The following is a 12022-nucleotide window of genomic DNA, read 5'->3' as shown; positions in this document are numbered from 1 at the left end:
ACGGCGGATCCGGCGCGCTCGACACCGGGGCGAGAGGGGAGCAGGGGGGACGGGCCCGACATCAGGGGCGTCCCGGCCGGACTCACCCCGCTCGGCCGGCGGCTCACCGATCTGTGCGCCGCCGGGGCCGACCGTCAGATCGCCACGCCGACCCCGTCCTTCACCGCCGCCGACCACGCCCGGGTCCGGGCACCGGCGGCCGGACTCCCGCGGGCCGCGACGGCCGACGAGGGCGCCTCTGACCAAGGTGGGTCCGACGACACGCCGGAGCCGGCCGGGTGCGCGTGAGGGCGGCGGCCGGGTAACCCGACTGAGCGTCCCGGATGGTGGGATCGAACGCCGTGACTGACGGTAGATCACGTCAAGGTCGGGTCACTTCAGCTGACCAAGCACCAGCTGCCCGGCCGCGACGGAAGGACCGTTCACATGCGATCTGCCCGCATGCTGTTCGCCACGGCAGCCGCCACGGCCGCCCTCGCGATCGCCGCACCCGGCGCTCAGGCGGTCGGCGAGGACCGGGACAGCGACGACTCCTCGTACAGCACGGAACACGACAGCGACAGCGACAGCGACAGCGACAGCGACTCCTCCTCCGACAAGGAGCACGACAAGGACAGTGGCCAAGACTCGTCCTACAGCAACGAACAGGACGACGACGGCGACTACGACTCGCCGCGCGGAGGAGTTCACACCGGTGGCGGTGCGCTGGCAGCCGTGATCGGCGACGACGACTGGACTTCCACGCTGGATCCCAAGCACGACCCGGAGACCTACAAGAACGACAACGACAACGACGAGGACAGCGACAGCGACAGCGACGACGACGACGAGGGAGGCAGGCCCAGCGGCGGCGTGCACACCGGAGGGGGCGCGCTGGCCGGACCGGGCGTCACCACCGGCGGGGTGGCCGTCCTGGGCATCGCCGCGACCGGCGTGTACGCCTTGCGACGCAAGAAGGCGGCCGACGGCACGGGCTGACCACGCCCGACGCGACAGCGGCCGGGTCGCCGCCGGCTGCACTCCCTGGCGGCCCGGACTGCTGTCCGCCTGCCGTTCCCGCTCAGCTGCCGAGCCGTAATGAGGTGGTGCCCGATGGCAGCCCGTCCTCCTTCCCCCGCCGCAGACCACGCGGCGACGTCCGGGGAGGGAACCCGTTCGACCAGTACCTGGGTGTGGGGTATGGCGTTCCTGCTGCTGGCCATGATCCTGGTCGGCGGCCGGGGCAAGTCGACCGGTCCCGCCTCTCCCGCCTACCCGCCGCGCACCACGCAGGCCGGCGCGTCGGCCTCGTCGGCCGCGCACCCGGTGGGCAAGCATCTGCCGAGAGCCAGACCGGAGCGTCTGCTCATCCCCAAGATCTCCGTCGACGCCCCCTTCAGTGACCTCATCATCGGCCCTGCGGGTCAGTTGCAGGCCCCGAACGCCGACGACGTGAACCTCGTCGGCTGGTACGCCAACGGGGCGTCCCCCGGAGAGACGGGCACCGCGATCATCGCCGGGCACGTCGACACGGCGACGTCCGCGGCCGTGTTCGTGCAGCTCGCCGAACTGGAGAAGGGCGACAAGTTCGACGTCACCCGGGCCGACGGACGCACCGCGTCGTTCGTGGTCGACGACGTCGAGGCGTTCGCGAAGGACGACTTTCCCAACGAGCGGGTCTACGCCGACACCCCGCAGGCCCAGGTTCGCCTGATCACCTGCGCGGGGAACTACGACCACACCGCGAAGGACTACACCGAGAACCTCGTGGTCTTCGCCCACCTCGTCTGACCCACGGGGTGCGCTCGCCGCCGGGTCAGGCGGGGGCGTCCAGGAAAGGGGTGACCGTCGCCGCGACGAGGGGCGAGGCCAGGACGTCGTAGTGGGTGGCTCCCGGCACGATGGCCAGCCGCGCCGCCGACCGCGTGGACGGGTCCCAGCCGGGGTCGCTCAGCCCGCCGCCGAGCAGGGCGTAGAACTCCCAGATGTGCGCCGGCCGGATCGCGTCGCCGTCGGCGAACACCAGCAGCACCGGTGCCGTGATCTTGGTGATCTCGTCCGTCCAGTCGTAGTCCTGCCGGTTGAGCTCGGCGACCTTGCCGACCAGCACCGGCCAGTCCTCGACCCGTGGCGCTAGGCGCGCGTACAGCTCGTACAGCGGGGACTGCTTCATCGGCTCGGCGATCGCCGCACTCATCGCGTCCATCTGCGCGAGGACCTCGGGGAACCAGCCGTCGCGCCGGGCCGGGGTGGACAGGACCACGAGACGGCGGACGAGGTCCGGGTGCTGGACGGCGGTGCGCAGGGCGACGCCGGCCCCGACCGAGTAGCCCATGAGGTCCGCCCGCTCCAGGCCGAGGTGCCGGATGAGGGCGGCCATGTCGTCGGCCATCAGCTCGAACCGCAGCGGCCGGTCGATGTCCGCGGTGCGTCCGTGTGCCTGGAGATCGACCAGGATCACCCGCCGCCCCTCGGCCAGCGCGGGCAGCAGGGGCGCGAACATCTCGCCCGCGCCGATCCCGCCGTGCAGCAGCACGAGCGGCTCGCCCGGCCCCGAGCCGTGCTCCTCGAAGTAGAGGGTCAGTCCGCCCACTTCGGCGTGGCTCACTCGCGTCACCCTTCGTCAGCTTCTTGAGATCGTCACAGGGATGGACCTGGTTGCGCCGCGGAACTCATCGGTCGGTGCCCGTCAGCAGCCAGGCGATGACCCTTCCGAGGCGGCAGACATCGCTCGCGGCCCGGCAAGGACGCGGACCGGCGAGCTCGATTGGTGAACGCGGCTGTCGACCACGTCGCGGCACACGGCATCGCGGACCTGAGCCTGCGCGGCCTGGGCGCCGCGATCGGCGTCAGTCACCGCATGCTGATCCACTATTTCGGATCCAAGGAGCGCCTGTTCGTCGAGATCGTCCGGACGTCGGAGCAGCGCCAGCGCGATCTGCTGTCCCGGCTGCGGCTGGAACCCGGTCTCTCGCCCGTCGATGCTGCGCGTCTCCTCCGGCAGCACCTGACGGACCCTCGACTGGCCGGTCAGGAGCGGCTCTTCTTCGAAATCCACGGGCAGGCGCTGCGAGGCCGTCCCGAGGCTACACCGGTCCTCGAAGGGCTCGTGAACGACTGGCTGGAGCCGCTCGTGGCCGCCGAGGTCGCCACAGGGGTGGACCCCGCCGCGGCCCGGAACCGCGCGAGGCTGGGACTCGCCACCGTCCGCGGTCTGCTGCTCGATCTGCTCGCCACCGGTGACCGCGACGGCGTCAACGCGGCGATGGAGGACTTCCTGCGGCTGTATTACGGGCCGAAGTGACGGAGTCGCCGATCGGGCCAAGCGGCTGGGCCGGACGACGACCACCGCTCGAACACGGTCGACGAGGGCAGACGTAGGCCTCGACCTCTCGCAGGCTTGCCGAGGCACAATTCGAAGCGTCTGGAGACCCGTCCAGAACGTCTGCGCCAACACGGCGCGCGAGGAGCGGTCCCCTTCGAGGCCCTCCTCCAGTTCCGTGCGCCGGTCTCGTCACAACTCGGCGAGGGCGTACAGGGCTGGTCCTCCGGTGCTGAGGTATCGCCCCCAAGCGGGGCGGGATCGGTTCAGCCGGACGCCGGGGGGACCGTTCGCAGGCCGTCGATGACGAGGGTGAGGATCCGGGCCGCCCTGGCCTCGCCGTCGCGCGCCGGGTCGATCCGCCACAACACGCTGAGCTGCAGGAGGACGTCCTCCGGGTCGAGGCCGGGCTTGAGCGAACCCTCGGCGGCCCCGGCGTCCAGGAGGACGCCGATGGCGCCGAGGAACGGGGTGTAGTACTCCTCGTCGAGGCCTCCGTCGGACGCCGCGTGGATGACCTCGGCGACGCCGTACTTCAGCTGTCCGTAGCGGGCGACCTCGTCGAACCAGAGCCGGAGCGCCTCCATCGGCGGGTGTGCGTCGAGGAGCGTGGGGGAGAGGTCGATGAGGTGCTGGATGTCGTGCCGGTACAGCTCGATGATCAGGGCTTCCCGGGTGGGGAAGTGGCGGTAGAGGGTACCGATGCCGACCCCGGCCTCCTTGGCGATCGCCGTGAGGGACGCGGTGCTGGAGGCGGCGAGCGCCGCTCGGGCGACGGTCAGGATCCGCTCCCGGTTGTGGAGGGCGTCCTTGCGGGTCGGCTTCGGAGGCAGCGAGTTCACGGGTGTCAGTCGTCCGTCCAGTGCGAGTTGCTAACCGGAGGGGCCTCCGGTACGTTGACTGGTACCGGAGGGCCCTCCGTTTCATTCTCCCACACCCACCCCACCCCTTGCGGAGGACAGCAGCCATGCCCGAACAGATTCTGGTCACCGGAGGCAGCGGCTACATCGCCGGCTGGTGCGTAGCCGAACTCCTGCGACGCGGCTACCACGTGCGCACGACCGTGCGCGCTCCGGACCGGGAGCAGGCGGTCGTCGACGCCGTGTCCACGGTCGTCGACCCGGCCGGCCGGCTGGGCTTCGCCGTCGCCGACCTCACCGCCGACGAGGGCTGGGACGCCGCGCTCAAGGGCGTCGACCGTGTGCTGCACGTCGCCTCCCCGCTCGGCGGAGCAGACCCGAACGACCCGGACTCCCTGGTCGCCCCCGCCCGCGACGGCGCCCTGCGCGTCCTGCGCGCCGCGTCGGCGGCAGGCGTACGGCGCGTGGTGATGACGTCGGCCGCGAACGCCGCGAGTCCCTCGTCGTACGCCACGGAAGGCGTCACCGACGAGACTCTGTGGACCGATCCGGACGACCCGACCCTGATCCCCTACCGCCGCTCCAAGACCCTCGCCGAACGCGCGGCCTGGGACTTCGTGGCCGGTCACGACGGTCCGACCGAGCTGACCACCGTGCTCCCGGGCGCGGTGTTCGGCCCCGTTCTCGCGGCGGACACCATCGGGTCCGTCGGCATCATCGGCCGCATGGTCTCGGGGAAGCTGCGCGGCCTGCCGAGGATCGGGCTGGAGGTCGTCGACGTACGCGACCTCGTCGACGTCCACATCCGGGCGATGACCTCACCGGACGCCGCGGGCGAACGCTTCCTGGCCACGGGCGAGTTCATGTGGATGGCGGACATGGCGCGCATCCTGCGCGTCGGCCTCGGCGCCGACGGCGAGCGGGTGCCCACCCGTCAGGTACCGGACGTGGTGGTGCGCCTCGCGGCCCGGTTCGGCGATCCGCAGCTGCGCGACATCATCCCCGCGCTCGGCCGCCGCAACCGCCACAGCACCGAGAAGGCCGCCCGGGTCCTCGGCTGGCAGCGGCGCCCCGCCCGGCAGACGGTGCTCGACTGCGCGCGCAGCCTGATCGACCACGGAGCCGTCGAGGCGCGGTGACGGCCGTGGACCGCGCGTACCGCTCGCACGGCGGACCGTGCGCACCGCTCAGACGAACGTGACGGGATGGATGTCCGTGCGGGCGACGGCCGCGTCGCGCTCGGCGGCCAGGGCGGTGCGGCGCTCGTCGGCCAGATAGCCGTCGTAGCCGGCCCGCGAGGCGAACTCGATCAACTGGATCTCGGTCGGGGCCGGATCCAGGCCGTCGGTGCGGGCGCGCCGCACGATGCGGCCGCCGTGTTCGCTCAGCAGCGCCAGGACCTTGTCCTCGTAGGCGGCCAGGTGCTCGGTCGCGCCCGGCCGCGCCCACAGCAGTACACACAGTCGTATCGTCACGGCGCCCGACCCTACCCGGCGTTCAGCGACCAGCGCGGGACACTGCCGGAGAGACGGCAGGCGAGGAAGTACAGGGGTATCGGGGGCGTGTACGGCGCGCCGGAGCGGGGCGCGTGGATCAGACGGGGACCCTCCGGGCCGGGTTTCGGGCGCGTGCTCGTCCAGGACGGGTCGGCCAGGTGCGCGCCGACCGCGTAGGAGGTGCACGGCGGCCAGGTGACGCCGATGTCGGACCCGGCCGGGACGATCCACCACCAGCGCAGGTCGTCCGCGAAGACACAGCCGACCCGCGGCAGGCAGTCCATGATGCGCTCGCCGTGCTCCCGGGAGGTGCCGACGGCGTCGTAGCCGAGGTCGGCGGGCAGCCGGGCCGGGATCACCAGGCGGTCGGGACGGTCGTCCAGAGGTGGCAGGGCGTGCGGTGCGGGCAGATCAGGGATGTGCCGTCGGTTCATACGGGAGGGGTCCTTCGGCCGAGTGGGGGATGGGCCGGGTGGTGCCGTGCGGGGGTATGGGGGAGGTGCCGGTGTCCGGCGTGAGCAGCTCGGCCCAGACGATGCGACCGGTCCGGTCCGCGGTGTCGCGGACGCCCCAGTCCCCGCTCAGCGCGGCGACCAGCAGGAGCCCGCGCCCGCCCTGGTCGTCGGGGTGGGGCTGCCGGGGAGCCGGGTGCCCGGCACCGTGGCTCTCGTCCTCGACCTCCAGGTGGATCCGGCCGGGGACCGCGCGCAGCCGGCAGGTGATCCGGGCGCTGCCCGTGTGCGTGACCGCGTTGGTGACGAGTTCGGAGACCACGGCGACGGCGTCGTCACAGGTGTCGTCGTCGGTGTCCCACGCGCTCAGCAGCTCGCGCACGTTCCTGCGGGCCAGGCCGACCGAGGCGGGGGTGGCCGGCAGGGTGAACGCCTGGGTCCGGCGCGGCGGCCGGTCCCCGGAGGCGAGCGGGTCGGGGCCTTGCGGCCCGGGGAGTCGACCCGCGCGCTCGCCTCCGGGCGGTCGAGTACACGCCGTACTCGACCCGGACAGTCGGTTCAGAGGCTGGGGGAGGGAGGGCGGAACCATGGCCGTACACCTTTCGCCTGGTGTCGCATCGCAGCACCAACTCCCCCAACTGGGTTGCACCGTCCGATCGTTCGAGAACAACCGGAGCAGTGGGTTCACTCTGGCAGGTGCCAACGGCGCCTCGCAACTCGCAAGTTGAAAATTGCAAGTAGTCACGTGCATGCTGCTTCCGTCAACAAATGATCGAACGCGTCCGCGGATGGCAAGGACTGCGAGACTGTGACCTCGGAGCTCTGACGAAGGGGTACGGCGTGACCGCGGAGACCGACTGGGGCGGTGCCCCTTCCGTCCTGCGCATGATCCTGGGCAGACAACTGGAGGAGCTGCGCAACCGGGCCGGTCTGACGTACGAGCAGGCGGGCGCGGCCATCGGGGTCAGTCACTCCACGATCCGCCGGATGGAAGCCGCCAAGGTGGCCCGGCTGCGACTGGCGGACGTCGAGAAACTGCTCCAGACATACGGTCTGACGGACCCGCAGGAGATCGAGACCTTCCTGAAGTCGGTCCGCGAGGCGAACAAGCGCGGCTGGTGGCACACGTTCCGCGACGTCATGCCGGACTGGTTCGCCGCCTATCTGAGCCTGGAACAGGCCGCGTTGCAGATCCGCGCCTACGAGAACCAGTTCGTGCACGGCCTGTTGCAGACCGAGGAGTACGCGCGCGCCCTGCTCGGCGCGGGCAATCCGCACGCCCCGCAGGAGGCGACGGAGAGGCGGGTCGCGCTGCGCATGCGCCGACAGGACGTGCTCTCGCGGAAGGCGCCGCCACGGGTGTGGGTCGTGATGGACGAGACGGTGCTGAGGTGGCCGGTCGGCGGAGCCGCCGTGATGCGCGCACAGATCGACCATCTGATCGAGGTCAACGCGCTGCCCCACGTGACCGTCCAGATCATGCCGTTCCGTAACGGCCCACATCCGGCCATGCGGGCGGGCGCGTTCCACCTGTTCCGGTTCCGGGCGCGTGAACTGCCCGACATCGTCTACCTCAACGGCATGGTGGGCGCCGTCTACCTCGACAAGACCGACGACGTCGTGGTCTACCGCGAGGCGCTGGACCGGCTGGGCGCCCAGGCGGCCCCGGCCAGGAAGACCGAGGCCGTCCTCGGCGCGATCCGCAAGGAGCTCTGACGTGCAGCACCCCGTACGCAACGGCATACCTTCCCGGGAACTGGGCGCGCGCGGCTGGTCGAAGCCGTGGAGCGACGACGCCGGTGGTGCCTGTGTGGAGGCGCGCAGACTCACCGACGGCCGGGTCGCGCTGCGTCAGTCGACCGACCCCGAAGGACCGGCCCTGGTCTTCACCCCGCACGCGATGTCGGACTTCCTGACCGGCGTGAAGTCGGGTGCCGCCGACTTCCTCCTGAGCACGCCCTGACGCCCCTGATCACCCGAAGCCTTCCCCCAGCCTCGACCACCTGACCAGAAGGAGCGGCGTTGCCCGACAACGGATGGCCTGCCGACCGTATCGACACCGAGAGCGCGCACTCGGCCCGCATCTACGACTACATCATCGGAGGCAAGGACTACTACCCGGCCGACCAGGAGGCCGGGGACGCCATGGCCCGGGAGTGGCCGGCCCTGCCGGTCCACATGCGCGCCAACCGCGACTTCATGAACCGCGCCACGCGCTACCTGGCGGCGGAGGCGGGCATCCGCCAGTTCCTCGACGTCGGCACCGGCATCCCCACGTCGCCCAACCTGCACGAGATAGCCCAGCAGGTGGCGCCCGAGTCGCGTGTCGTCTACGTCGACAACGACCCCATCGTCCTCACGCTCTCCCAGGGGCTGCTGAGCAGCACCGCCGAGGGCCGGACGGCGTACATCGAGGCGGACTTCCGCGACCCCGAGGCCATTCTGGGCGCCCCCGAGTTCCGCGAGACCCTCGACCTCGGCCGGCCGGTCGCGCTCACGGTGATCGCCATCGTGCACTTCATGCTGGACGAGGACGACGCCGTGGGCATCGTCCGGCGGCTGCTGGAGCCGCTCCCCTCGGGGAGCTATCTGGCGATGTCCATCGGTACCGCCGAGTTCGCGCCGGAGGAGGTGGGCCGGGTCGCCCGCGAGTACGCGGCCCGCAACATGCCGATGCGGCTGCGGACGCTGCCCGAGGCCGAGGAGTTCTTCGAGGGCCTGGAGCTGGTCGGACCCGGCATCGTCCAGGTCCACAAGTGGCACCCGGACGGCACCGGCGAACAGAACATCCGCGACGAGGACATCGCGATGTACGGGGCGGTCGCCCGCAAGCCGTGACTCACGGGACGTGATCGCACACGGGTCCGGGCCCTCCCCTGTGGGGAACGGGCCCGGGCCTGTGCGCGGTGCTGTCCTGACCGTCGTTCCCCACGCGTGCGACGGTGCCCGGCCGAGTCTCCCGACCCGGCCGGGCGCGGCCTTCGGCGCGGCCCTTTCGCGCTACGCCGACGGACGCGCGCCGAGACCCGCCGTGAACGGGGTGACCGGACGCTCCAGGCGCTCCCCGTCCACCGTGATGTCGACCGCCTCGTCGAAGAAGGCGAGGAGTCCCGCGACCGCCGCCACCGCGGGCAGCGGCTCCGGGTAGCTCCAGAGGAGGTTCGGCGGTACGTCGCCGTCGGAACGCCACGACCAGTACTCGGCCGTCCCCTTGTAGGGGCAGCCGGTGCCGTGCTCGGTGGGGTCGAACAGGTCGAGGCGGACGTCCTCGCGCGGGAGGTAGTAGCGCACCGGAAGACCGGTCTCGAACAGCAGCACCGGACGGTGGGTGTCCGCGACGACCGTGCCGTCGATCTCGACCTGGACATGCCGACTGCTCGGCAGCGCGTCCACCCGCTTGTGCGGGTCGCGCGGGTGGATGAAGATCTCTTCCTCCTCCTCGTACCAGTGGTCGAGGCCGCGGCCCGACCGGCTGAACCACTCGAAGGCCACATGGCCGGCCAGGTCGGCGGCGGGATAGGTCCAGGCGGCGTTCTCCAGCAGTTCGCCGCCCACTTCGAGGTCGTAGAAGATCTGTGATCCGGTGTGCCGGCCCGTCGCGGGATTCTTCGCCGGGCGCAGCAGGTCCTCGCGGACCTCCTCGCGGGGGAAGGCGTAGGTCGGTACGGGCAGTTCGGGTTCCCAGACGAGGACGGGGTGCCGGCTGTCGACGACGGTGACGTCGCCCTTGCGGCCGCGGACCCAGCGTTCACCCGGCTCCCACAGCAGGCCCTCGGGGGTCGTCCTGACAGCCTGCGCGGTGCGGAACGTACTCATGACCGGCTCTCCTTCACTTCGCGGCGTCCTCCGCCACGCTCCCACACTGGCACGGCCCCGCGGCGCGAGCCGTCCGAGGCCGGTGCGGCACTCGCGGACCACCGCCGTACGGGGGGAAGATGAGACCCGTAACCCATGGTCAACCGATACGGAGGAACGGGCAGATGCCGCACGAGCGAGCGGGCAAGCCGGCCGGACCCGAGGACCTCATCGACGTCGCCCGGCTGGTCACGGCGTACTACGCCCTGCACCCCGACCCGGCCGACCCGGGACAACGCGTCGCGTTCGGCACCTCGGGACACCGCGGATCCTCCCTGGCCACGGCGTTCAACGAGGACCACATCGCCGCCACCAGCCAGGCCATCTGTGAGTACCGCGCCTCCCAGGGCACCGACGGCCCCCTCTTCCTGGGCGCCGACACCCACGCCCTGTCGGAACCCGCCAGGGTCACCGCCCTCGAGGTGTTCGCGGCCAACGACGTGACGGTGCTCATCGACAGCGCGGACGGCTACACGCCCACGCCGGCGGTGTCGCACGCCATCCTCACCCACAACCGGGGCCGTACCTCCGGCCTCGCGGACGGGGTCGTCGTCACCCCCTCGCACAACCCGCCGGCCGACGGCGGCTTCAAGTACAACCCGCCGAGCGGCGGCCCGGCCGGCTCCGACGCCACCTCCTGGATCCAGGACCGGGCCAACGAGATCATCACCGCCGGTCTCAAGGACGTACGGCGCGTCCCCTACCCGCGGGCACTCGCCGCCCCCGGCACCGGTCGCTACGACTTCCTCGGCACCTATGTCGCCGATCTGCCGAGCGTGCTGGACCTGGACGCGATCCGCGCGGCCGGCGTGCGCATCGGCGCCGACCCGCTGGGCGGCGCCTCGGTCGCCTACTGGGGCCGCATCGCCGAGCAGCACGGGATCGACCTGACCGTGGTCAACCCGCTCACCGACCCGACCTGGCGGTTCATGACGCTGGACTGGGACGGCAAGATCCGTATGGACTGCTCGTCGCCGTACGCGATGGCTTCGCTCATCGAGCAGCGCGACCGGTTCGACATCGCCACGGGCAACGACGCCGACGCCGACCGGCACGGGGTCGTGACACCGGACGCCGGGCTGATGAACCCCAACCACTACCTCGCCGTCGCGATCTCCTACCTCTACTCCCACCGTGAGCGATGGCCCGCCGACGCCGGGGTCGGCAAGACGCTGGTGTCGTCCGGGATGATCGACCGCGTCGCCGCCGATCTCGGCCGTCAACTGTTCGAGGTGCCCGTCGGGTTCAAGTGGTTCGTCGACGGACTGGCCGGCGGGTCGCTCGGCTTCGGCGGCGAGGAGTCGGCCGGCGCGTCCTTCCTGCGTCGGGACGGCTCGGTGTGGACCACCGACAAGGACGGCATCATCCTGGCCCTGCTCGCCTCCGAGATCGCCGCGGTCACCGGGAAGACCCCGTCCGAGCACTACGCGGCGCTGACCGCCCGCTTCGGTGAACCGGCCTACGCGCGCATCGACGCCCCCGCGACCCGGGAGGAGAAGGCACTGCTCGGCAAGCTGTCCCCGGCGCAGGTCCGCGCGGACACCCTGGCCGGGGAGCCGGTCACCTCGGTGCTCACCCAGGCCCCCGGCAACGGCGCGGCCATCGGCGGAATCAAGGTGACCACCGCCAACGCCTGGTTCGCGGCCCGACCATCGGGCACCGAGGACGTCTACAAGATCTACGCGGAGTCGTTCCTCGGCCCCGACCACCTCGGCCAGGTCCAGGACGAGGCCAAGGTCGTGGTGCTGGCGGCGCTGGGCGGCTGACCCGAGCGCGGTCGGCGTTTAGGCCCTGGAACAAGGGTCACCCGTCGAGTGGAAGCGCATGTCGACAGCCGTTTGGAGTGAGCGACAGTGGCGCGAGACCAGAAGGCCAAGGCGAAGAAGGAACAGCTCAAGGGCAAGGCGAAGGAGTCGGTCGGCCGCACGGTGGGCAACGAGTCGATGACCGTCGAGGGGCGCGCCGAGCGGGCCAAGGGAGACGCCCGTCAGGCGAAGGAGAAGACCAAGGACGCGTTCAAGCACTGAGGAGCGCTCCGGCGTGCGGCGGGGCCCGACC

General features: G+C 71.4%; 16 protein-coding genes. 10 read left to right on the top strand and 6 right to left on the bottom strand.

Features of this window, described 5'->3' with window-relative positions:
- The 3 genes from ACFV0T_RS41775 to ACFV0T_RS41765 all read left to right on the top strand — a co-directional run.
- Positions 1-288: hypothetical protein (locus ACFV0T_RS41775; protein WP_385790730.1), on the top strand; the 288-nt coding region annotated here is incomplete at its 5' end.
- A 138-nt stretch (positions 289-426) separates the two neighbouring features.
- Positions 427-978 carry a hypothetical protein gene (locus tag ACFV0T_RS41770; RefSeq protein ID WP_385790729.1) on the top strand — a complete coding sequence of 184 codons (552 nt, stop codon included), beginning with the start codon at positions 427-429 and terminating at the stop codon, positions 976-978.
- 114 nt (positions 979-1092) lie between these two features.
- Positions 1093-1770, top strand: a complete 678-nt coding sequence (locus ACFV0T_RS41765) for a class F sortase (RefSeq protein WP_385790727.1) — start codon at positions 1093-1095, stop codon at positions 1768-1770.
- A gap of 25 nt (positions 1771-1795) precedes the next feature.
- On the opposite strand, the gene ACFV0T_RS41760 is transcribed toward ACFV0T_RS41765, so the two are convergent.
- Positions 1796-2587, bottom strand: a complete 792-nt coding sequence (locus tag ACFV0T_RS41760; RefSeq protein WP_385790725.1) for an alpha/beta fold hydrolase — start codon at positions 2585-2587, stop codon at positions 1796-1798.
- A 162-nt stretch (positions 2588-2749) separates the two neighbouring features.
- On the opposite strand from ACFV0T_RS41760, the gene ACFV0T_RS41755 reads away from it, so the two are divergent.
- Complete coding sequence (locus ACFV0T_RS41755; protein WP_385790723.1) at positions 2750-3283, top strand: TetR/AcrR family transcriptional regulator; 534 nt, start codon at positions 2750-2752, stop codon at positions 3281-3283.
- Between the two features lie 284 nt (positions 3284-3567).
- Here the strand turns inward: ACFV0T_RS41755 and ACFV0T_RS41750 are convergent, their stop codons facing one another.
- A complete protein-coding gene (locus ACFV0T_RS41750; RefSeq protein ID WP_385790732.1) occupies positions 3568-4134 on the bottom strand; it encodes a TetR/AcrR family transcriptional regulator in 567 nt (188 codons plus the stop codon).
- A gap of 134 nt (positions 4135-4268) precedes the next feature.
- On the opposite strand from ACFV0T_RS41750, the gene ACFV0T_RS41745 reads away from it, so the two are divergent.
- A complete protein-coding gene (locus ACFV0T_RS41745) occupies positions 4269-5300 on the top strand; it encodes an NAD-dependent epimerase/dehydratase family protein (protein WP_385790721.1) in 1032 nt (343 codons plus the stop codon).
- A gap of 48 nt (positions 5301-5348) precedes the next feature.
- On the opposite strand, the gene ACFV0T_RS41740 is transcribed toward ACFV0T_RS41745, so the two are convergent.
- From ACFV0T_RS41740 to ACFV0T_RS41730, 3 genes are read right to left on the bottom strand one after another with little or no spacing between them, the layout of a single operon-like run.
- Complete coding sequence (locus ACFV0T_RS41740) at positions 5349-5636, bottom strand: hypothetical protein (RefSeq protein WP_385790719.1); 288 nt, start codon at positions 5634-5636, stop codon at positions 5349-5351.
- 11 nt (positions 5637-5647) lie between these two features.
- Positions 5648-6091, bottom strand: coding sequence for a hypothetical protein (locus tag ACFV0T_RS41735; RefSeq protein ID WP_385790717.1), 444 nt, complete (start codon positions 6089-6091; stop codon positions 5648-5650).
- Positions 6069-6491: an ATP-binding protein gene (locus tag ACFV0T_RS41730; protein ID WP_385790715.1), complete on the bottom strand. Its 423-nt coding sequence runs from the start codon at positions 6489-6491 to the stop codon at positions 6069-6071. Before ACFV0T_RS41730 ends, ACFV0T_RS41735 begins: the two co-directional genes overlap by 23 nt.
- A gap of 458 nt (positions 6492-6949) precedes the next feature.
- Between ACFV0T_RS41730 and ACFV0T_RS41725 the strand changes: the two genes are divergently transcribed.
- The 3 genes from ACFV0T_RS41725 to ACFV0T_RS41715 are packed head-to-tail and all read left to right on the top strand — an operon-like array spanning position 6950 to position 8947.
- A complete protein-coding gene (locus ACFV0T_RS41725; protein ID WP_385790713.1) occupies positions 6950-7825 on the top strand; it encodes a helix-turn-helix domain-containing protein in 876 nt (291 codons plus the stop codon).
- A 1-nt stretch (position 7826) separates the two neighbouring features.
- Positions 7827-8072 (top strand): DUF397 domain-containing protein, encoded by a 246-nt coding sequence (locus tag ACFV0T_RS41720; protein WP_385790711.1) that lies wholly within the window; start codon positions 7827-7829, stop codon positions 8070-8072.
- Between the two features lie 59 nt (positions 8073-8131).
- Positions 8132-8947: an SAM-dependent methyltransferase gene (locus tag ACFV0T_RS41715; RefSeq protein ID WP_385790709.1), complete on the top strand. Its 816-nt coding sequence runs from the start codon at positions 8132-8134 to the stop codon at positions 8945-8947.
- A 162-nt stretch (positions 8948-9109) separates the two neighbouring features.
- Here ACFV0T_RS41715 and ACFV0T_RS41710 read toward each other — a convergent pair whose 3' ends face one another.
- On the bottom strand, positions 9110-9925 hold the full coding sequence (locus tag ACFV0T_RS41710; RefSeq protein ID WP_385790707.1) for a DUF427 domain-containing protein: 816 nt from the start codon (positions 9923-9925) through the stop codon (positions 9110-9112).
- A gap of 164 nt (positions 9926-10089) precedes the next feature.
- Here ACFV0T_RS41710 and pgm point away from each other — a divergent pair, with 164 nt between their 5' ends.
- On the top strand, positions 10090-11730 hold the full coding sequence (gene pgm / locus ACFV0T_RS41705; protein ID WP_385790705.1) for a phosphoglucomutase (alpha-D-glucose-1,6-bisphosphate-dependent): 1641 nt from the start codon (positions 10090-10092) through the stop codon (positions 11728-11730).
- A gap of 87 nt (positions 11731-11817) precedes the next feature.
- On the top strand, positions 11818-11991 hold the full coding sequence (locus ACFV0T_RS41700) for a CsbD family protein (RefSeq protein WP_385790703.1): 174 nt from the start codon (positions 11818-11820) through the stop codon (positions 11989-11991).
- Positions 11992-12022: the final 31 nt, after the last annotated feature.

Source organism: Streptomyces sp. NPDC059582 (assembly GCF_042735715.1).
Classification (GTDB): domain Bacteria; phylum Actinomycetota; class Actinomycetes; order Streptomycetales; family Streptomycetaceae; genus Streptomyces.
This window is presented reverse-complemented; position numbering and strand designations above follow the sequence as displayed.

Bases quoted from the DNA above. Each gene is read 5' to 3' on its own strand.
- ACFV0T_RS41765 (WP_385790727.1), top strand. From the start codon at position 1,093: ATGGCAGCCCGTCCTCCTTCCCCCGCCGCAGACCACGCGGCGACGTCC.
- ACFV0T_RS41745 (WP_385790721.1), top strand. From the start codon at position 4,269: ATGCCCGAACAGATTCTGGTCACCGGAGGCAGCGGCTACATCGCCGGC.
- pgm (WP_385790705.1), top strand. From the start codon at position 10,090: ATGCCGCACGAGCGAGCGGGCAAGCCGGCCGGACCCGAGGACCTCATC.
- ACFV0T_RS41735 (WP_385790717.1), bottom strand. From the start codon at position 6,091: ATGAACCGACGGCACATCCCTGATCTGCCCGCACCGCACGCCCTGCCA.
- ACFV0T_RS41770 (WP_385790729.1), top strand. From the start codon at position 427: ATGCGATCTGCCCGCATGCTGTTCGCCACGGCAGCCGCCACGGCCGCC.
- ACFV0T_RS41710 (WP_385790707.1), bottom strand. From the start codon at position 9,925: ATGAGTACGTTCCGCACCGCGCAGGCTGTCAGGACGACCCCCGAGGGC.